19 protein-coding genes and 1 tRNA gene are annotated in these 21,196 nt (G+C 39.0%); 18 read left to right on the top strand and 2 right to left on the bottom strand.

Annotated features, from left to right (window positions below; all coding sequences use genetic code 11):
• Positions 1-747 (top strand): nickel pincer cofactor biosynthesis protein LarB, encoded by a 747-nt coding sequence (larB, locus tag FA584_RS07425; protein ID WP_167749022.1) that lies wholly within the window; start codon positions 1-3, stop codon positions 745-747.
• A gap of 75 nt (positions 748-822) precedes the next feature.
• On the opposite strand, the gene FA584_RS07420 is transcribed toward larB, so the two are convergent.
• Both FA584_RS07420 and FA584_RS07415 read right to left on the bottom strand, forming a co-directional pair.
• Positions 823-1,134 carry a hypothetical protein gene (locus FA584_RS07420; protein ID WP_088437377.1) on the bottom strand — a complete coding sequence of 104 codons (312 nt, stop codon included), beginning with the start codon at positions 1,132-1,134 and terminating at the stop codon, positions 823-825.
• A 154-nt stretch (positions 1,135-1,288) separates the two neighbouring features.
• Positions 1,289-3,190, bottom strand: a complete 1,902-nt coding sequence (locus FA584_RS07415; RefSeq protein WP_167749021.1) for a pilus assembly protein PilZ — start codon at positions 3,188-3,190, stop codon at positions 1,289-1,291.
• A 103-nt stretch (positions 3,191-3,293) separates the two neighbouring features.
• Here FA584_RS07415 and murA point away from each other — a divergent pair, with 103 nt between their 5' ends.
• The 17 genes from murA to FA584_RS07330 all read left to right on the top strand — a co-directional run bounded on the left by murA (position 3,294) and on the right by FA584_RS07330 (position 21,135).
• Complete coding sequence (murA, locus tag FA584_RS07410) at positions 3,294-4,562, top strand: UDP-N-acetylglucosamine 1-carboxyvinyltransferase (protein ID WP_087438716.1); 1,269 nt, start codon at positions 3,294-3,296, stop codon at positions 4,560-4,562.
• Between the two features lie 3 nt (positions 4,563-4,565).
• Positions 4,566-5,762, top strand: a complete 1,197-nt coding sequence (locus tag FA584_RS07405) for a molybdopterin molybdotransferase MoeA (protein ID WP_167749020.1) — start codon at positions 4,566-4,568, stop codon at positions 5,760-5,762.
• Positions 5,763-5,880: 118 nt separating this feature from the next.
• Positions 5,881-7,506, top strand: a complete 1,626-nt coding sequence (locus FA584_RS07400; protein ID WP_088437376.1) for a methyl-accepting chemotaxis protein — start codon at positions 5,881-5,883, stop codon at positions 7,504-7,506.
• Positions 7,507-7,603: 97 nt separating this feature from the next.
• Positions 7,604-7,678 (top strand) — tRNA-Gly (locus tag FA584_RS07395).
• A 155-nt stretch (positions 7,679-7,833) separates the two neighbouring features.
• Positions 7,834-8,571 (top strand): flagellar basal body P-ring formation chaperone FlgA, encoded by a 738-nt coding sequence (gene flgA, locus FA584_RS07390; protein WP_167749019.1) that lies wholly within the window; start codon positions 7,834-7,836, stop codon positions 8,569-8,571.
• On the top strand, positions 8,568-9,095 hold the full coding sequence (locus FA584_RS07385) for a UbiX family flavin prenyltransferase (RefSeq protein WP_087438712.1): 528 nt from the start codon (positions 8,568-8,570) through the stop codon (positions 9,093-9,095). The genes flgA and FA584_RS07385 overlap by 4 nt, the downstream gene beginning before the upstream one ends.
• Positions 9,092-9,574, top strand: coding sequence for a pantetheine-phosphate adenylyltransferase (coaD, locus tag FA584_RS07380; RefSeq protein WP_087438711.1), 483 nt, complete (start codon positions 9,092-9,094; stop codon positions 9,572-9,574). Before FA584_RS07385 ends, coaD begins: the two co-directional genes overlap by 4 nt.
• The gene (gene tmk, locus FA584_RS07375) at positions 9,565-10,149 is read left to right on the top strand and encodes a dTMP kinase (protein ID WP_087438710.1); all 585 of its coding nucleotides are present in this window, start codon (positions 9,565-9,567) and stop codon (positions 10,147-10,149) included. Before coaD ends, tmk begins: the two co-directional genes overlap by 10 nt.
• On the top strand, positions 10,142-11,350 hold the full coding sequence (gene hisS, locus FA584_RS07370; RefSeq protein ID WP_167749018.1) for a histidine--tRNA ligase: 1,209 nt from the start codon (positions 10,142-10,144) through the stop codon (positions 11,348-11,350). The genes tmk and hisS overlap by 8 nt, the downstream gene beginning before the upstream one ends.
• 11 nt (positions 11,351-11,361) lie before the next feature.
• A complete protein-coding gene (gene speA / locus FA584_RS07365) occupies positions 11,362-13,206 on the top strand; it encodes a biosynthetic arginine decarboxylase (protein ID WP_087438708.1) in 1,845 nt (614 codons plus the stop codon).
• Positions 13,203-13,916, top strand: a complete 714-nt coding sequence (cysE, locus tag FA584_RS07360; protein ID WP_087438707.1) for a serine O-acetyltransferase — start codon at positions 13,203-13,205, stop codon at positions 13,914-13,916. The genes speA and cysE overlap by 4 nt, the downstream gene beginning before the upstream one ends.
• Positions 13,917-14,172: 256 nt before the next feature.
• Positions 14,173-15,741 carry a nitrogenase iron-iron protein, alpha chain gene (gene anfD, locus FA584_RS07355; protein WP_087438706.1) on the top strand — a complete coding sequence of 523 codons (1,569 nt, stop codon included), beginning with the start codon at positions 14,173-14,175 and terminating at the stop codon, positions 15,739-15,741.
• An 11-nt stretch (positions 15,742-15,752) separates the two neighbouring features.
• Positions 15,753-16,130, top strand: a complete 378-nt coding sequence (gene anfG / locus FA584_RS07350) for a Fe-only nitrogenase subunit delta (RefSeq protein WP_202819546.1) — start codon at positions 15,753-15,755, stop codon at positions 16,128-16,130.
• Between the two features lie 13 nt (positions 16,131-16,143).
• A complete protein-coding gene (gene anfK, locus FA584_RS07345; RefSeq protein ID WP_087438705.1) occupies positions 16,144-17,538 on the top strand; it encodes a Fe-only nitrogenase subunit beta in 1,395 nt (464 codons plus the stop codon).
• Between the two features lie 66 nt (positions 17,539-17,604).
• On the top strand, positions 17,605-18,150 hold the full coding sequence (locus tag FA584_RS07340) for a pyridoxamine 5'-phosphate oxidase family protein (RefSeq protein ID WP_087438704.1): 546 nt from the start codon (positions 17,605-17,607) through the stop codon (positions 18,148-18,150).
• Between the two features lie 84 nt (positions 18,151-18,234).
• Positions 18,235-19,773, top strand: coding sequence for a sigma-54-dependent Fis family transcriptional regulator (locus tag FA584_RS07335; protein WP_087438703.1), 1,539 nt, complete (start codon positions 18,235-18,237; stop codon positions 19,771-19,773).
• A 21-nt stretch (positions 19,774-19,794) separates the two neighbouring features.
• Entirely contained in the window at positions 19,795-21,135 is a 1,341-nt protein-coding gene (locus FA584_RS07330; protein WP_167749017.1) for a nitrogenase component 1, read from the top strand.
• The last annotated feature ends 61 nt before the right edge of the window (positions 21,136-21,196 follow it).

The following is a 21,196-nucleotide window of genomic DNA, read 5'->3' as shown; positions in this document are numbered from 1 at the left end:
ATGTGTGGACAAGGAATAGAAAAGCTTTTAGAAGCGGTTAAAAATGGTGATATTAGCATTCATGATGCACTCAAAAAGATCAAAGCAGAACCGTTTGAAGAGTTGGATTTTGCAAAGATAGATCATCATCGTGGCATTCGTTTGGGGTATCCGGAAGTCATCTATGGTGAGAGTAAAAAACCTGAACAGATTGCTCAAATTACCCAAAAACTTCTTGATAGAGAAAATAACATTCTTATCACCCGTGCCAATGAAAAAGCCTATGAAGTTGTTCTTGGCATTGCCCCCGAAGCAAAGTACAATGTGATGGGGAGAACGATTACCATCGAGCGAGAAATCATGACGCCACCAGAGAGTTACATCGCCATTATAGCCGCAGGAACGTCAGATCTTTATGTGGTCGAAGAGGCGTATGAAACAGCGCGTATTTTAGGCAATCATGTTAAAAAGGTTGTCGATGTTGGCGTTGCGGGGATTCACCGTTTGTTTGCACACTTAGATGTCATTCAAAATGCCAAAGTGGTCATCGTTATCGCAGGAATGGAGGGTGCACTTGCAAGTGTTATCGGAGGTCTGGTCGATAAACCTGTCATCGCTGTACCAACAAGTGTTGGTTATGGTGCGAGTTTTGGAGGTGTTGCAGCGCTTCTTTCCATGCTCAACAGCTGTGCCAGTGGTGTGAGTGTTGTGAACATCGACAATGGCTTTGGAGCGGCGTATAATGCAAGTATTATTAATCATCTCTAATTGAGAGTTTGAGGCTTTACATGTAACTTAAATAATAGAAAGTCTTGAAGTCGCCTCTTTAATACAAAACTATTTTTAATTGATGTATTTGAATGCAAATTTTCTAGAAATGTAACTTGGCTTTGTTGACGAATTGTTATATCGTGTCTTGATAAGAGTCATTGTTTGATTGGGCTCTAGCACAAGATTATCTATTTTTCGATAGACTTTATCTAGCCTTGCTTCTGCTTGAACAACAACTCTTTTTTGTGTCATATTAATAACGTTTACTTCTGCACTCATAGGACTTTTGTACAAATACATACATACTTGTTCGGTCTCATATTCGCAAGGTGGCATTGCATACATACTCGTGAGTAATCCTATTAATAGTAATATTTTTTTCATACTATCCCTTAATCTGATGTTTTTATAGCTCAATTGATTATATATTAAAAATTAAAAATTTCATAATTTTTATTAATTTGTGAGTCAAAAAGGTTAAACAGATGACTTTTACATGTAAACTTTTCACACTTTAAAAATCTTTACATGTAAAGATTTAGTTATACGCTTTGGTTGCTCTTCTGATTTCTGAAATGAGCTCTTTTTGGCGAGAGTACATGTAGCGAAGCAAATAGTCATCATATGGTTTTGGTAAATTTTCGAGAGCTACAACAATTTTTGTATATTTATCGGTGTGCCCTATATAAGTTACTTTTGCTTCAATATCCATGATGACGTATCCATTTTCACCCTCTTCGCATGGAAGTGAGAAATTGAGTCGTACGTATTGGTTCATCATCTCTTCTTCACGGAAAGATTTGGTGACTTTCATCGCAATAGAATTGACTGAGATGTCGATAATCTCGCCTTGTGCGGAAGAACGATGGGCGTATTTGATAAGAACAGGTGTTCGTACACTGGTTTGTACCCGCGTATGTTGCCTGTTATTGGCACTTGAGGCTAGAAACTTGAGGTTTTTAATGATGACAAGTGAGCGTTTAATATCAACCAAAGAGATTTCGGCTTTGATGTCTTTTGGGAAATTAGGTGCTTGAAGGACGGTTTCTCCTTCGAGTTGCATCGCGTAGCCTTGAAGGTTTTCGCAGCTCATTTGGTAGCTGTCTTGGGCTATTTTTATGATGGCTGAATTGGTGTTAATACACAAACCTTTGTAGATATTGAGCAGTTTGATAGGAATTTTATTATTAACACAGTTGTGCATTAAATAAGAAATTTGTTCTTGTTCTTCAATAACATTATCAAGGTAATCAAGCTCATAATATTTTATTTTTTCAATATCATGTGACAAGAGATTTTTGGTATTGATCTTTTCAATGTAATCAATGACTTCGTTAAGATCATCCATCTCTATCTGAAAGGCTGAGGAGAGAATAATAGGTGTTATCTTTTCATTGGCCGTTGCCGAGATGAGCTCTTGCTGAATATACCGTGTTTGATCGCAAGCGTGTTCAAAGGTCTCTTTTTCACCCATCAAAATATAAAGATTGGGGCTCCATTGGATGAGGTCTTGCCCCTCCTCTTTGAGCTTGAAGAGTTGAAGCATCAAATTTTTGAATGCCTCATAGAGTGTTGTACTGGTAAACGTTTTACTGAGCTTATCAAGATTGGAAATATTAATAAAAATAAGAGAAATAGGCGTTTGCGTGACACTTTGCTGTGCAAGACGATCTTTGAGTTTATCGACAAAATCAAAGCGATTCATAATAGATGAGCAGTTTTTAGGTTCACTTTCAGGTTCGTAATTAATGAGGGTGACAATTTTTTCACTACTTTGCGGAAAAGATTTGATGACACAAAGATAGATCTCTTTTTCAGCGGAAGCTGTTTCAATAACAATGCTCCCTTGTGCATCTCCATCTTCCTTCAGCGCTTCACATAACTCCTCATCACGGTTGATTTTCGTTTGAAGTGCCATCAGGTCATTGGTTTCATAAAGCATTTTTGCTTTGGCATTCGCATACGTCAGGGTTTCACCTTGGAACACTAAAAAAGGAAAAAAATGTTCTATCTTCTTTTCAAGTTCAATTTTTTGAAACGTGAAAAGTTTATCATCGAGTTTATTGGGACTTTTAGAAAAGATCGAGAAGAGGAGATTTTCTTCATTTTTAAGCGGTAAAACGTCCGTAATTCCAAAATGCAATGCAAATTTGAGTAAGAGTCTATTTTCCACATCATCGGCAAAAAGATAAGCAATAATTGGTTTACGTTTGGCAAAAAGGCTGACAAGGAGTTTGAGTTTGTCTTTATTGCCATCGCCTATTTCAATGAAAAGTATGTCTGCAAGAGGGGCAGATTTGATATCTTTGGTAAGATCAAACGATTGAAAAGAGGTATGTTCTTTTTTAGCGCGATCTAAAATGGTTAATTTTACTTCATCAAAATAGAGATGAGCAATAGATTGATAGCGTGTTTCATGCAAAAACTGTTCTAAAAGCATCTGAATTCCTCACAATCATAGTAATTCAAATTCTACCCAAATTCATAGGAATTTTAATCATTTTTTAACTACAATAACTGAATCTTTTAAAAGGAAACAATGAATGATGTATTATTTGGCGATCAAAGGGAAACAAAAACTAAGTGGTTCTGTCTCAATTTCTGGGGCAAAAAATGCCGCACTTCCCCTTTTAGCGTTAACACTCCTCTCAAAACGACCCATCACAATTTCAAATATGCCTCAAGTCGCCGATGTGAAAACACTGTTGCAACTGCTTACAAATTTAGGCGCGACGTTTACATGTAAAGAAAAAAATGTTGTTGAAGTAGATGCTTCAACGGTAAATTCAGCCTGTGCCAATTATGATATTGTTCGAAAAATGCGTGCTTCTATCTTAACACTAGGACCACTCTTAGCGCGTTTTGGACACTGTGAGGTTTCTCTTCCAGGTGGATGCGCTATTGGTCAGCGCCCGATCGATCTGCACTTAAAAGCATTGGAAAAAATGGGAGCCGTCATTGAAATTAAACAAGGATATGTTTTGGCCAAAGCACCTAAAGGGCTTAAAGGGACAACAATCAGTTTTGATAAAGTGACAGTGACAGGTAGTGAAAATATCATCATGGCAGCAGCACTTGCACATGGTGTAACGACACTGGTCAATGTTGCAAAAGAACCAGAAGTGGTGCAATTGTGTGAAGTTTTAGCTGAGTCTGGTGTGAGTATTGAAGGTATTGGAACTTCAAAATTGATCATCCAAGGCAGTGGTGGAAAGCTCTTAGATATTCAAGATTTTCGTGTGATTCCGGATCGTATAGAAGCTGGTACCTATTTGTGCGCAGGTGCTATTACGAATTCAAAAATCACGTTGAAAAAAGTTAATCCTAGACATTTAGATGCAGTTATTTTGAAGCTTCAACAAATGGGTTTTAAGGTCGATGAAAAAGACGATACCCTCACCATTCATCCTTGTGAAAAAATTCTACCTTCTGACATCGAAACAACTGAATATCCAGGTTTTCCAACGGATCTTCAAGCGCAATTCATGGCGCTATGCACGCAAGCAAAAGGCACCAGTATCATTGATGAGCGCTTATTTGAAAATCGTTTTATGCACGTGAGTGAACTTTCACGTATGGGGGCAAATATTAAACTTAAAGGTCATAGTGCCACCGTTGAGGGAAAAGCTAAACTAAATGCTGCTGATGTTATGGCAACCGATCTTCGAGCAAGTTCAGCGCTTATTTTAGCGGCACTCGTGGCAGAGGGAACAACCAAAATTCACCGAATTTATCACCTTGATCGTGGTTATGAAGATCTTGAAGGTAAATTCTCACACTTAGGTGCGCATATTGAAAGACTTGAGGAGTAATCAATGAATAAAGGGCAAGTGGTTAGTTTTGATGAGGCAGTCGCGCTAAGTCAAGATCTCGTATCGACTAAACCTTATTGTGTATGGGTTAGTGTCTTTGAAGCTCTTGGGCGAACACTTGCCAAAGATATTATATGTAAAAAAAATCTCCCTTCTTATAACAACGCAGCCTTGGATGGGTTTGCCTTTAAACACCAAGAAGGGCTAAGTGAACTCTTGATTAAAACAACGATTTTAGCGGGCAATGTGGTTGAACCAAGTTTAGGCGAGAATGAGTGCTATAAAATCATGACAGGTGCCAAAGTCCCTGATGATGCCGATACTATTATTCCTTTTGAAGATTGTCTTTTATACGATGAGCATAAAATCATTCTCTCTCCAAATGTGAAAAAAGGCAATGCCCTTCGTTTCAAAGGAGAAGAAGAACGCGTTGGTGCTCTTTTACTCAGTGAAGGAACGTGTTTAAGTTCACGGGATATCGCTTTGCTTGCCTCGCAGGGTATCAGTATGGTTGAAGTCTATAAAAAGCTTGCTATCGCTGTTTTTTCAACAGGTGATGAGCTCAAATCTCCTTGGGAAATTGCAAGCGAAGATGAAATTTACGATATCAATGCGCTCTCTTTAATGGCTCTTTTGCGCGAGCATGGCTTCGCTGCGCAGTATTGTGGCGTTATTCCCGATAATTTAGAAGCTGCAACCGCCTATTTTGCACAAATGAAACAGTATGATGTTTTGGTGACCAGTGGGGGTGTCAGTATGGGCGAAGCGGATTTTGTGGAACGGGCACTGCTCATAAATGGTTTTAAAGCTTCATTTCATGGTATTAACATCAAACCAGGAAAACCGACGATGATGGGCAAGATGGGAGAGACAATTGTGGCTTCTATGCCAGGAAATCCTTTAGCTGCTTATGTCAATGCGTTTTTGTTTCTCATTCCTGTACTCAAAAAATTTCAAGGTCAAAAAAAGTTTAATTTTGAAGTGATTTATGCACAAAACAGTGAGCCTTTTAAAGTTAAATCAGGTCGTATAAACCTTGTTTTGGGCACATACAATTTGGGAGCTTTTTATGCATTTGATGGCAATAGATACGGTTCAGGCATGGTTAAACCCCTTGTAAACAGTAATGCGCTTTGGATCAGTGATGAGACAACAACGCATGTAGAATCGGGAGAAGAGATTAAACTTTTGTTATTCTGATTCTTTAGTTTTAATATTTTTTATTTATAAAAATAGTTTAAAAAACTTGACCTTTTAAATATTTTTTGGCTATTATGCAGCTATGAAAATAAGGAAATGTTCCAAATAAAGGTATGTGATGTTTACTGAAATTAGAATCTCTACAAAGCTTCTTTTTATTTCGTTTGTTACCGTTCTTGGTTTGATTATTCTCGCTTATGTGAGCATTAACTCTAGTGTGATTGGTAAAAACTCATTAGAAACGATTTATGAAAAAAATGTAGTGCCCGATAGTGAAATTACCGCGGCACGTAGCACTTTTGAAATGGTTTTAAATGACCTGATTCATGTCACAAGTGAATTTCTACCTACTGGTCAGGCAAAAGATCATATTCCGATGATTGAAAAAAATATGAAAGAGTTTTTTGATAAAGCGCTCAAAAGTGATTTTTATTCTGATCCTACTTTAAAGCAAAACCTTAATGAAGCGTATGACCGTTATAGTCAAAAAATTGCACCACAATATCAACGTATCTATGCATTGTATGTCAAAGATAATCGTGAAGATATAGGCGATATGGCAGTTGAGATTGAGGCAGATTGCAAATATATATCACAACGTTTTGATAATATCTCAAAATTTACCAATCAAAGAGTGAAAGATATTAGTGTAGAAATAAGCACAAAACTCAAACAAAATCTTTATTTAGTCATTGCTATTTCACTAGCGGTTTTAGCCATTACTTCTAGCCTTCTTCTATCTATTAGCCGTTATATTGTCAAACGTATTGGACGTATTGGAGACCATCTCTCTGACATCACACAGGATTTGGCACTTAACCGTCCTTTAGAAGTCCTTAACCATGATGAAATTGGGCATATCAGCGAACATCTTAATACCCTCCTTTCAACGCTTCAACAGGCCTTGATTAAAGCTAAACTAACGATGACAACCAACTCTGAAATCAATAAAAATGTACAAAATTCTTCTCAAAAAATTAATGATCTTGCTGAAGATCAAGATCGTATTGTGGAAAATGTTAAAAAACTTACCTCTAAAATTAATCGTGAATTACAAGAATCACGAGATATTTCAGAGACATCAGCAACGTATATGAAGGAAGATTATGTCATGCTCGATGAAATGATTAAAACGCTTGATCAAATTGTTGAAAGCATTAATAGTGTTAGTCAAGATGAACAACATATCTCCTCTCAGATGCATGATTTGGCAGAGCAGACAACCCAGATTCGTTCTGTACTGGATATGATCAAAGATATTGCAGATCAAACGAACCTTTTGGCACTGAATGCTGCCATAGAAGCAGCCCGTGCAGGTGAGCATGGACGTGGTTTTGCTGTCGTTGCAGATGAAGTGAGAAAGCTTGCAGAGCGTACCCAAAAATCACTTTCCGAAATTGATGTTACCATCAGTGTTGTGGTTCAAAGTGTATCAAGTGCCAGTGAAAATATCAAAGAAAATAGCCAAAAAGTGGTTAATCTCAATGAAGATGCCATTAAAATTTCATCAATGGCAAATGAAACAAAAGAGAAGACTTCAAAAAGTTTAGAGATTACCAATGTAGCCTATGAAAAGGCACTCAGTATCAGTAAGGAGATTGATAATCTCACGCAAGGAGTGGAAGCAGCAACAGGTCTTGCCCATGAGAATAAAAAGATTGCTGATAATTTAATGAGTGTCTCAACTAACCTCAATCTCTCAACAGCAGAACTAGAGAAAGAGATTACTATTTTTAAGGTATAAAATTGCTCTCTAAGCCCTTTAAAATCTATTTGTGCTACAATTGTAGTCCAAATAGATTGACATAAAGGGTTTTTTTTGGTAGAATTCCGTCCGTTTTGCGGGAATAGCTCAGTGGTAGAGCACGACCTTGCCAAGGTCGGGGTCGCGAGTTCGAACCTCGTTTCCCGCTCCATTCTATTTTCACTTCTTTTTTTATCTTCACTTTTTTCATCAGAACCAATTTATATTGATAAAACTTATTGTATTGAACAGGATGAACTTAAAGCTTCATTTTTTGGCTATCAAGGCAAAGATGATACTGTTTTAGTCCAAATTCCAAAAGATCGCATGCAGTATTCAATTAACTCTAATGTACTTGTTTCCGCTCTAACAGATCGCAATGTGACTGTGATTGATAGCAGTGATGGCGTTGTTATTTTTAAACATAATTGTACATTAATGGGCAAGGCAGACGCAATTGAGGATGCTTTTTTGAAAAAATTTCAAGAAGCTTCTCCCTCGGTTCTTATTGATGAAAAACCGCGTATTTCAACCAAATCTTCACTCCCTGCGGACTTTAAACGTTATCAATTGGTTGATGTGCACATTCCTGAAAATACACTCAAAAAAAACAGTGGTTCATTTGTCGCAATTTTTAAAGTAGGAAACAGAGAAAAAAAACTCTATTTTTCTTATGAAATGAACGCTAAGATGCTTGTATTTAAAGCAAAACGTAATTTGCTTAACGGTAAAATCCTCACAAACGATGACTACGAGAGCATTTGGATGAGTTTAGAAGGCATTCCTTCAAGAGCTGTTCTAAATGAAATACCACAAAATGCGATGACAAAAACCAGCATTAAAGAGGGACAGGTTATAGCAGATTATCATTTTGATGTGAGAAAAACTCTCTCAAAAAAAGATAGTATAAGAGCCCTCCTAAAAGAAGGTGGCTTAGTGATAGAAGTTCCAGCAACGCTTGTAGAAGATGCTGATATTGGGGATGTTGTTAAGATTAAAACAGAACAAGGCAAAATTTTGAATGCAAAAATTCTATCATCTAAAGAAGCGGTAATCCTCGAATGAAGCGCATCATTGTAGGCATCAGTGGTGCCAGTGGTGTTGAACTTGGTCTCTCTTTTCTGAAAGCACTTCCTTCTGACATTGAAAAGTATGTTATTATCTCTGAGCATGCCAAAATAGTTTTTGCTAAAGAAGCCAATACTGTTTTACTTGATGATGAGAATATTGGAGCTGTGACGGCTTCTGGCTCTTTTAAATGTGACGCTATGGCGATTATTCCATGTAGTATGAATACGCTTGCTAAGATCACTTATGGTATTGCAGACAATCTCCTTACTCGTACGGCATCAGTGATGATTAAAGAGAAACGCCCTCTTCTGCTCGCTCCTCGTGAGATGCCTTTTTCGGCAATTGCGTTAGAAAATATGCTTAAACTTTCCATGCTTGGCATCCATATTGCACCTCCTGTGCTTGGTTATTATGCCAAGGCTTCTAGTCTTGAAGAGATGGAGCATTTTCTCATTGGCAAATGGTTTGATCTTTTAGGAATTGAACATAATCTTTTTCAACGTTGGGAGGGAGCATGAGAGTAGCCATCTATCCAGGGACGTTTGATCCCATCACTAATGGTCATATGGATGTCATTAAGCGTGCTCAAAAGCTTTTTGACAAAGTCTTAGTTGCGGTAGCACTCTCTGAAGAGAAACACCCTGTCTTTGACATAAATACACGCGTTGAAATGGTGCAAGCTGCCATTAAAGATATGGATGGTGTTGAAGTTGAACCTTTTGATAATCTGTTGGTGAGCTTTTCCAAAGAAAAAAATATTCGCGTTATGATACGTGGACTTAGAGCGGTGAGTGATTTTGAATTTGAACTCCAAATGGGCTATGCGAATGCTTCATTGTGGAGTGAAATTGAGACGGTTTATTTGATGCCAAGCCTTAAAAATGCATTTATTAGCTCGTCAGTCGTTCGATCCATTGTAAAACATGGTGGCGATGTTTCTCATTTAGTTCCACCAATGGTCTTACCTTATTTGCAAAGTAGATTTACATGTATGTGATTTTTGAAGGTATTGATACGACGGGGAAAAGTACCCAAGTGGCATTGTTCGCTCAAAGAAATCATAATGTTTTAGCCACCAAAGAACCCGGTGGAACACCTACGGGAATTAAACTTCGAGAAATGTTGTTGGGCGGCGCACTGAAAGGCTCTTTTAACGCAGAACTTTTTTTGTTTTTAGCTGATCGAGCATTGCATTATGATACGGTTGTTAAACCCGTACGCAATGAGCGTTTAGTGATTAGTGATCGTGGTTTTTTATCAGGAATTGCCTATGCTTGTGCCAACCATTGTGAGGTTGATGGTGAGTTTTTACTCCAAATGAACCGTTTGGCTCTTGAAGAGAATTATCCTGAAAAAATGGTACTTTTCTTAACAAATGAAACACTGATAAAAACAAGGCTAAGTGCTAAAGTACATGATGCCATTGAAGAACGTGGTGTAAGCTATTTGTTACAGATTCAAGATATAATGCGTCGCGTTGTTAAAACCTTACCAATTCAGGTTTTAGAAGTGGATGCTTCGCACGAAATAGAAACAATTTATAAACAAATCGAGGAATTTTTAAATGATTAATGCATTACGTGGAATGAAAGATACCCTATCCCCACAAAGTGAAATTTATCAATATATTATTGCGACATGCACTCGTATTGCGCAAAATTATGGTTTTTCGTTTATGGAAACGCCGATTTTAGAAGAAACAGCGCTTTTTAAACGCAGCGTAGGTGAGAGCAGCGACATTGTTGGTAAAGAGATGTATCAGTTTATTGACAAAGGTGAAAACGATGTCTGTTTGCGCCCTGAAGGCACTGCAGGTATTGTAAGAGCCTTTATTCAACAAAAGTTTGATAAAGCAGGTGGTAACAGACGCTTTTTCTATCACGGTCCAATGTTTCGGTATGAGAGACCTCAAAAAGGACGACTACGACAATTTCATCAGTTTGGGGCGGAGAGTTTTGGTGAAGGTGATGTGAGAGAAGATGCAACGATTATTTTGATGCTAAAAGCGATGTTTGAAGCGCTTGGAATTGGTTTTACCTTGGAAATAAACTCCTTGGGATGCCCTGCTTGTATGCCACAGTATCGCACAACACTGGTCAAATTTTTAGAGACTCGTGAAGGGTTATGCGAAGATTGTGAAAGAAGAAAGCTTACCAATCCTATTCGTGTACTGGATTGTAAAAACGAACACTGTAAAACATTGCTTGCAGATGCTCCATTAATTACCGAGAATTTATGCGTTACATGTAAAGATGATTTTACAACATTGAAACGTATCTTAGATCAATTTGGCGTGTCTTATTTGGTCAATCCAAAGCTGGTTCGTGGACTTGATTATTACTCCAAAACAGCCTTTGAATTTGTAAGCTCTGAAATTGGTGCACAAAGTGCTATCGCTGGTGGTGGACGTTATGATCGTCTGGTGGAATTTTTAGATGGAAAATCAACACCTGCGGTTGGTTTTGCAATGGGTATTGAGCGTTTAATGGAACTGGTAAAAATGCCAGAAATCGAACGTGAGGGATACTATATCGGTGCCTTGTGTGATGAAGCATTAGATGTTGTTTTTGAATTGGTGGATCGCAAACGGAAAACAGAAAAAGTCCTCACCGATTATGATGCAAAATCGCTCAAAAATCATCTTAAAATCGCTGACAAAAACTTTGTAAAATTTTGCGTATGTATCGGAGAGGATGAGCTTTCAAAGCAGAGTGTTTGGATCAAAGATCTTGTGAGTAAAGAAGAAAAAATTATTAATATTGCGCATTTTTAAGGAGCAAGACATTGGACTACGGCATTAAAACATGGGGAAACGATAACTTTTTTATCGAAGATGGTAAAGTAAAAGTTAACACAGGCTGTGAGCCTTCGTTAATAGAGATTATTCAAGAGATACGCAAAGATGGTATCCGTGGTCCTATTCTTTTAAGATTTCCTCATCTGATTCAAAAGCAGATCCGTATGATTTACAAAAGTTTTTCTGATGCGAAAAAAGAGTTTAACTATGAGGGAAAATTTAGTGCGGTTTATCCTCTTAAGGTCAATCAGTTTCCTAATTTTGTGAAGAACCTTGTCTCTCTAGGAGAAAAATATCACTATGGGCTCGAAGCTGGCAGTAAAGCGGAGCTTATTTTAGCGATGGCGTACAACAATCCAGATTCGCCTATTACGGTCAATGGCTTCAAAGACAATGAGATGATCTCTTTAGGCTTTATTGCTGAGGAAATGGGGCATGACATTACGCTAACGATTGAAGGACTTAATGAGCTTGAGAGCATTATTTCCATTGCCAAAGATCGTTTTGGGTGCGTGCCCAATATTGGTCTTCGTATTCGCCTTCATAGCTCAGGTATTGGTATTTGGGCGAAGAGTGGCGGTATTAATTCCAAGTTTGGTTTGACTTCTACAGAGCTTCTTGAAGCGGTTAACATGATTCGTGATGCCAATTTACTAGATAAATTTACAATGATTCACTTTCATATTGGTTCTCAAATCACCGACATTGCACCGTTGAAAAAAGCCCTTCGAGAAGCGGGGAATATTTATGCAGAACTCTGTCGCATGGGTGCAACGCATCTTCGTGCGATTAATCTTGGTGGCGGTTTAGCCGTTGAGTATTCACAACATAAAACAACGCTTCATAAAAACTATACCTTAAGCGAGTATGCCAACGACGTTGTGTACTTACTCAAAGATATTGCGACACAAAAAGGGGTTCATGAACCCGATATTTTCATCGAATCAGGTCGTTTTGTAGCCGCGCATCATGCAGTATTGGTTGCCCCTGTTTTGGAGCTTTTCTCGCAAGAATATACCGATATGAAACTTAGACCCAAAGAGGTTAACCCTCCTCTTGTTCAAGAGTTGTATGATCTTTTAGGAACGATGAACCGTAAAAATGCCCTGGAATTTTTACATGATAGTATTGATCATATGGAGTCCTTACTGACTTTGTTTGATTTGGGTTATATTGATCTGCAAGATCGTTCCAACACCGAAATTTTGGTCAATCTGATCATCAAAAAAGCCGTTGGTTTGGTTGCAGATAAAAAACTCAGTGAGATTCTAGACATTCAAGACCGTGTTCAAGAGCGCTATTTGGTGAACTTCTCACTCTTCCAGAGCTTGCCAGATTTTTGGGGGATTGGTCAGACGTTTCCTGTCATGCCTTTGGATCGTTTGGATGAAGTCCCAACGCGTTCCGCCTCTTTATGGGATATTACCTGCGATAGCGATGGCGAAATTGGGTTTAATACCGAAACACCCCTCTTCTTGCATGATGTAGACATTAAAAATCGTGACTATTTCTTAGGCTTTTTCTTAGTAGGGGCTTATCAGGAAGTATTGGGTATGAAACACAACCTTTTTACTCATCCAACAGAAGCTACTATTGTCATTGACGATGATGGCTATAAAATTGAGAATATGCTTGAATCCCAAAGTATTAGTGATATTTTAGAAGATCTTGATTATGATATCAAAGAGGTTCAAGAAAATCTCAATGATCGTATTGAAGCTTCAGATAATATCAGTGAAAAAGAGAAAAAACACATCTTAGGTGAGATTTATCTCTTCTTAAATGACAACGGCTATCTTAAAACGATTAATAATGAGGATAATGTGCAATGAACTCTGTCTCCTTGTGGGAAAAAATTAAAGAAGATTTTTCCCAACCGATTCTGCATGACCCAGCCATAAACTCTAAAATAGAGCTTTTTTTCAACTATCCAGGCGTATGGGCTTTGGCAAATTACCGCATCGCACATGCTTTACATGTAAAAGGGTTTCGTACCCTTGCTCGCGCTATTATGGGCATTTCACAGATTATTACCAACATTGACATTCACCCTGCTAGCACGATTGGTCGTCGTGTCTTTTTAGATCATGCCTTTGGGGTGGTCATCGGTGAGACAGCGATTGTGGGAGATGATGTTTTGATTTATCAAGGGGTCACGCTGGGTGGTGTTAGCTTAGATCGCGGTGTGAAACGCCATCCTACTATTGGCAATCATACGGTTATTGGTTCGGGTGCTAAAATCTTGGGTGATATTATCATCGGTGAAAATTGCCGCATTGGTTCCAATTCAGTTGTGGTAAAAAGTATTCCCAACGACTCCACTGCTGTAGGTGTTCCTGCGCGTATCATAGACAAAGGACGCGATAAAAACCCAATGGCACACAATAAAATCCCTGATATTAACAAAGAGCTTTTTATCTATATGTTCAAGCGTATTAAGATTTTGGAAGAAGCTGTGCTAACCACCAACAAAGATCTTAAAATCAAAGACGACGAACTCGAAGCCATTTATAAATGCTATTTGGAATCCGTTAAAGAGTAAATGTTTACGTTTGTTTACTCTTTTTACTTCCTTTCTTTTAACTTTTTACACTCTAAACTTCTTTAAATGTAAGCTTTACATTTTCACTATTTTGTAAACCTATTGTTTTACAATTTTGTATATATGCCCTCAATTATTTTTCTTTCATATCTTTTTAAAGCCCTTTAATAGCCACTTTTCTTCACTTTTTAACTCAGGAATACTCCATGCAATAAGTGCTGGGATGATTGACTATATTAAAAAGGAGAAACCCGCTATGCCACATCATGAATTTGAATGCAGTACCTGCATTCCAGAGAGAAAATCACATGCGGTTGTGAAAGGTGAAGGCGAGGATCTTACTTCTTGTCTTCCAGAAGGACATCTTCTCACCATCCCTGGAACCATTTCAGAGCGAGGTTGTGCGTATTGTGGAGCCAAACATGTTATTGGAACTCCAATGAAAGATGCGATTCATATGAGTCATGGCCCTGTTGGATGTACGTATGACACATGGCATACCAAACGTTACATCAGTGACAATGACAATTTTCAACTCAAATACACCTATGCGACCGACATGAAAGAGTCCCATGTGGTGTTTGGCGGCGGCGATTTGCTTAAAAAGAACATCATTGAAGCCTTTAAAGCGCATCCTGAAATCAACCGAATGACCGTGTATCAAACCTGCGCATCGGCATTGATTGGGGATGATATGGAAGCGATCACCAGAGACGTTCTTAAAGAAATGCCTGATAAAGATATCTTTGTTTGTAACTCTCCAGGCTTTGCTGGTCCTAGTCAATCAGGAGGCCATCATAAAATCAACATCGCGTGGATCAATGAAAAAGTTGGAACGGTTGAACCCAAAATTACGAGTGACTATGTCATCAACTATGTTGGGGATTATAACATTCAAGGCGATTGTGAAGTGATGTGCGATTACTTCAAACGTATGGGTATTCAAGTGCTTTCAAGTTTTACAGGCAATGGATCATACGATGATTTACGTAGCATGCACGGAGCACATCTCAATGTCCTTGAATGTGCACGCTCGGCTGAATACATCTGTAATGAACTTCGTGTGAAGTATGGCATTCCACGACTTGACATCGATGGATTTGGATTTGAACCACTTTCCGATTCATTGATGAAAGTGGCACGCTTTTTTGGACTGGAAGATCGCGCACAAGCGATCATTGATGAAGAGACTGCCAGATGGAAACCTGAACTTGACTGGTACAAAAAACGTCTAACGGGTGTGAAAGTCTGTTTGTGGCCAGGAGGATCAAAACTCTGGCACTGGGCAAACGTCATTCATGAAGAGATGGGCGTTGAAGTCGTCTCGTTGTATACCAAATTTGGTCACCAAGGCGATATGGAAAAAGGTGTGGCACGAGCCCAACCCGGCACGCTCGCGATTGATGATCCCAATGAATTAGAGGGTATCGAAGCGATGGAAACACTCAAACCTGATGTCATCTTTACGGGTATGCGCCCAGGAGAAGTGGCAAAAAAACGCCGTGTTCAATACCTCAATGCGCATGCCTATCATAATGGACCCTACAAAGGGTATGAGGGTTGGGTACGTTTTGCACGCGATATTTACAATGCAGCGTTCTCTCCGATTCATCAACTCTCAGGGATTGATATTAGTAAAGATCCGATTGCCATCGATAAAGGTTTTATGACCCGTAAAATGATCTCTGATGTCAAACTGACTCCAGAAGAGGCCAATGTTGAGGGCGAAAGACCGTATACGGGCGATTTTGATTGTGTGACACGACTAAGAGGCAAAGTATACGATCCTGAATTGTCTCGTAATCACGAGTCAGCAGCAGTTTAAAGGAGAAAACAATGAGCGATGAAAAAGTGAATATGCAAATGCAGTCGACACAAAGCGTTCGGATTGCTCAGATGGAAGATTATATTATGAAACATTGCCTTTGGCAGTTTCACTCTAGGTCTTGGGATAGAGAGAGACAAAACGAAGGGGTTTTAAGCAAAGCAAAGCAACTTCTGTGTGATGAAGAAGTGGCAAAAGAGACGCCCGAAGATCGTTGCTACTGGGTCGATGCCCTCTCCTTAGCCGAAGCCTTTAGAGCGCGCTTTGCGTGGTTTGCGGAAATGGATAAAGAGAGTATCAAGGTGCTGATAGAAAAGCTTAAAGAACGTATTGACTACGTCACGATTAGCGGTTCGCTCAACAAAGAGCTGACAGTTGCTCGATACTAACAAAGGATAAACCATGTCATGTGAACTCAGAGCAAAAGAGCGTACGGGTATTATTAACCCGATCTTTACATGTCAGCCGTGTGGCGCACAATACGTCAGTATTGGCATCAAAGATTGTATTGCCATCGTTCATGGTGGACAAGGGTGCGTTATGTTTGTGCGGATGCTGTTTGCGCAACATTTTAAAGATAACTTTGACATCGCCTCTTCTTCGTTGCATGAAGACAGTGCCGTTTTTGGAGCAACGGGAAGGGTTGAAACCGCCGTCGATGTCCTTTTGATGCGTTACCCTGATATTAAAGTCATCCCGATTATTACAACCTGTTCGACAGAGATCATAGGCGATGATATTGAAGGTGTCATCACTAAGCTCAATAACGGACTTTTAAAAGACAAATACGAAGGGCGTGAAGTACATCTCGTTCCCGTGCATACGCCCAGCTTTAAAGGCAGTATGGTCAGTGGGTATGATGTTGCCGTTGAGTCGATGCTCAAAGCGTTTGCAAAGAAAACGGATACACCCAATGGCAAGATCAATCTGATCACGGGCTGGGTGAATCCGGGCGATGTAACAGCCCTTAAACATCTTTTGAAAATGATGGGGATTGATGCGACGGTTCTGTTTGAGATCGAGAGTTTTGACTCTCCTTTAATGCCAAGCGGGCAATGCGAAGTCTCTCATGGTGATACGACGGTGGAAGATATGATAGGCACTGCCGATGCGATTGGCACGATTGCACTCAATCGTTATGAAGGGGGCAAAGCGGCAAAATACTTGGAGAAAAATTTCCAAGTACCTGCGATCATCGGACCTACGCCTATTGGGATTCGCAATACCGATACCTTTTTGCAACGCCTCAAAGAGATGACGGGCAAGCCCATCCCTGAGGCGTTGGTCAAAGAGCGGGGTATTGCCATAGATGCCATTACCGATCTTGCGCATATGTTCTTAGCCGATAAACGTGTGGCGATTTACGGCAATGCTGATCTTGTCATTGGTTTGGCGGAATTTTGTATCGATATGGAGATGAAACCTGTGTTGCTCCTTTTGGGCGATGACAACTCAGGGTACAAAAAAGATGCGCGCATTAAAAATCTTCAATCCAAAGTGGACTTTGATATGGAGATTATTACCAATGCGGATCTTTGGGAACTTGAAGATCGTATCAAAAACAAAGGCTTACAGCTAGATCTCATTATGGGGCACTCCAAAGGGAGATTTACCTCCATTGACAATAATGTCCCCATGGTACGTGTGGGCTTTCCTACCTTTGATCGTGCGGGTCTTTACCGTCATCCTGTTGTGGGGTATGCAGGGGCGATTTGGCTTGCCGAAGAGATCGCCAACACGCTTTTTCGTGATATGGAATATAAACGTAACAAAGAGTGGTTACTCAACGTTTGGTAGAAAAAAAGAGGGATTTTTTCTTTACATGTAAAGCTAAAATCCCTTCATTATGAATGAGGAAAAAATATGCACACAATTCGTTATAACAAGAGAATCTGTACCGATGAAGCGATGATTGAATCCTTTTTGCAAGAGACACGCGTAGGCATTGTGGCGATGGTTGATGAAGAGAATTTTCCTTATGCCATACCTGTCAATTATGTTTGGCATAAAGGGGCTATCTATTTTCATGGTATGGGAAGTGGAAAAAAAGAGAGTCTATTACTTCAAAGGCCTTCTGTTTGTTTTACTCTTTTTCATGAATACGGTACCGTAGTTGACCCCGTTCCGTGTCATGCAGATACAGCATACCGTAGTGTTGTCATTTTTGGTAAGGCAGAAAAAGTAATGGACGCTGAAGAATCAGCCTTAGTTCTTCAAAAATTACTTGACAAATACACACCCAATTACTACAAACATCAATTATCAGGAAGTTTGATCGAAAAGTATCGTTCCACACATGATGGAAAAGCTGTTTCTGTTTTTAAAATTGAACCAACAACATTGACCGCTAAAGAAAATATAGCGCAAGAGAGTGAATTGTTTAATAAAGAGGCATTTTTGAATGAATGAGACTAGAACATAGCAGTAAAATAACGTAGTATAAATAACTATACTACGTTTAGGTGACATTCATCCCATCTGAGGAGATACACAGTGGATACGATTTGCATCAGCCCTATCCAAGATTGCCCACGCTATCAAGAGCTCAGAGTTTTATATGAAATTGCACTCGCTTTAAAAGGGAGTGAACTTGGCATAGAAATAGCATTTGAAAAGACGCTCAGCCTTCTTAAGAGGCATTTTTATATGGATAAAAGTATTTATTATGCGCTTAATGATGAAAGTAATGAACTTGAAGTGTTAAGTTCGGCAGGGCTAAGTAAACGGCAAGAAGTCTTAGCTACCTATAAAGTGGGCGAAGGTGCAACGGGATTATGTGCACAATTTTTAGAGCCTGTTGTGATTGAAAATATCCATCAAAATATTCTCTTTCTCAATAAAAGCTGCAGTTTAAAAAAGAGTGAGATTTCTTATCTTGCCATACCAGCCCTTTCTCAAAATAAACTTTTTGGTGTTTTAGGTGTGAGTTTAACTCAAAAGTCGCTTTGCAATATTGAAGAGATGGTGACAATCTTAACCATTACCGCTTCGCTCATGGCGCAATCACAACAAATCTACCAAACAATCAATGATGAAAAAAAGCGTCTTAAAGAAGAAAAACTCTACTACAAAGAGGAGATATTAAAGCAGAACGAAATCATAGGTTACAGTCCTGTAATTCAAGATGTTTTAGAGATTATTGGCAAAGTAGCGTGTACCAATTCAACGATTTTTATCAGCGGTGAGACGGGAACGGGCAAAGAGCTTATCGCAAAAGCCATTCATAATTACAGTCATCGTAAAGAGAAGCCTTATATCAAACTCAATTGTGCTGCCATTCCTGAAAATCTTTTGGAGACAGAACTTTTTGGGCATGAACGAGGCGCCTTTACGGATGCCAAAGAGATGCGTAAAGGTCGTTTTGAACTGGCACATGAAGGAACACTTTTTTTGGATGAGGTTGGCGATCTAAGTCTAAGTCTCCAAGCAAAACTGCTGAGAGTCCTGCAAGAGCAAGAGTTTGAAAGACTTGGTGGAACAAAGACGATTAAAGTTGACGTGCGCATTGTGGCGGCCACAAATCGTGATATTAAAGAGATGGTACGCCAAGGAAGCTTTAGAGAAGACCTTTTCTACAGGCTCAATGTCATTCCCATTCACTCCCCTCCTTTGCGTGATCGAGGTGATGATATCATCTTGCTTGCATGCTATTTTTTGGAGCGTTTTTGCAGACGTCATGGCAAAGAGCGTACCTTGTTGCCTGATGCCCAAATGATGCTCAAAGAGTACACATGGCCTGGTAATATTAGAGAGTTGGAAAACAGTATGGAACGTATTGTTCTTCTTGCTCCCTCTTTACATGTAAACGCTCAAGTAATTTTTTCCGTACTTCCAGCAAAGACAAAAATTCCTACTAAAGAAGTTGAAACTAAGGCAGATTTGGAAGATTTGGAGCGACAAGCCATTATAAGAGTGTTACGAGAATCAAGAGGCATTAAAATAAAAGCAGCCAAGAAATTGGGCATAACCAATCGCCAAATAGGCTATAAAATTCAAAAATATGAAATTTGCATGCAAGAATATCTGGAGTAATGAACGATTAAAGGAAATCTGATGTCACGTTTTTTTTCAATTAAGGAGCTTTATAATGAGTCTTCATGTTCGCATAGCGGCGATAAAGAGAAAAAAAATATTTGTGAAAGACTTCATCCTGGATCATCGATTAGTGATTGTGCTTTAGAGGGAGCCTTTAAGTTTTTAAGTTCATATGAAGATTGTGCGCATCTGATCTATTCATCTTCGACGTGCTTTACAACCACATCCATTGAAAAATCTTCCCAACCACAACATTCAAACTATTTTTGCAGTAACCTAGACCTCAATGATATTATCTTTGGTGGCGCTTCAAAACTGAAGCTACAACTGGATCACATTGTCACTCTTTGCCAACCCAAAGTTGTTTTTATCTATATAACGTGTGTTACTTCGCTCATTGGTGAAGATGTAGATGCCATTGCACAACAGAAGCAGCAAGAACATGGTATTCTTATTGTCCCCATCTTAGCCGCTGGTTTTTTGGGTGCGAGTAATTTTGGGGCGCGCATTGCAAGTATGACACTTTGCGAACATCTTATAGGGCTTAAAGAGCTTGCAAAAGAAACAGCGTATGATGTAAATTTAATCAGCTGTGATGCCAGTTCTGAAGAGATGAAAATTTATTGTGATTTGATTGAGAGTATAGGTTTACGGGTTCTTGCTACCTTTGGCAGGGGCAATTCTATTGAACCTATCTTGTCCGCACATAAAGCCAAACTCAATATTGTAATTTCTGCCAAACCACTCGCAACCATGGCACGAAAAATGGAAGAAATATGGGACATTCCTTGGGTTCAGGTTTCTTTTTTTGGAAAATATGCCACATCCGATGCTTTACGTACGATTGCTGAAGTTTTTAATGATGGAAAATTGAGTCGCAATACACAAAAGGTCATTGCTTTTGAAGAAAAAAAATTGGCAGAGCAATTAGAGCTTTTCAAAGATAGCTTGTATGCAAAAAAAGTTCTTATTAATCTTCAAGGAACGCTATCGTGGGCGTATATTCCTCTTTTACGAGAGCTAGATATGCATGTGGTCGCAACGTCTATTGAAAATATAACAGAGGATGATAAAGAACAAGCGATTCGTCTTCTACTTGGCAAAGGAATGTTTATGTATGAGCCAGAAAATGAGCAAATGGATATTATTGAAGAAGAGAAGATTGATCTTTTGATTACAAACAGTGATAATGTCTATGCCGCAGTTCAAACAAAAATCCCCTTTCTCAATATAGAGAAGGCAAAAGAAAAAAATTATGTGGGGTACCGTGGTATTTTAGAATTTGCTTACATTCTTGAAAATACCTTGAAAAATCCTCTCTTTAAAATCGTTTACCGTGAAGCTCCTTGGTTAGGATAAATTTATTTAAAAAATTAAAAGAAAACTTCAGAAAACGGTTGAATTTTCGCTATAATCTGCA

This window comes from Sulfurospirillum diekertiae (assembly GCF_011769985.2).
Lineage (GTDB): Bacteria > Campylobacterota > Campylobacteria > Campylobacterales > Sulfurospirillaceae > Sulfurospirillum > Sulfurospirillum diekertiae.
This window is presented reverse-complemented; position numbering and strand designations above follow the sequence as displayed.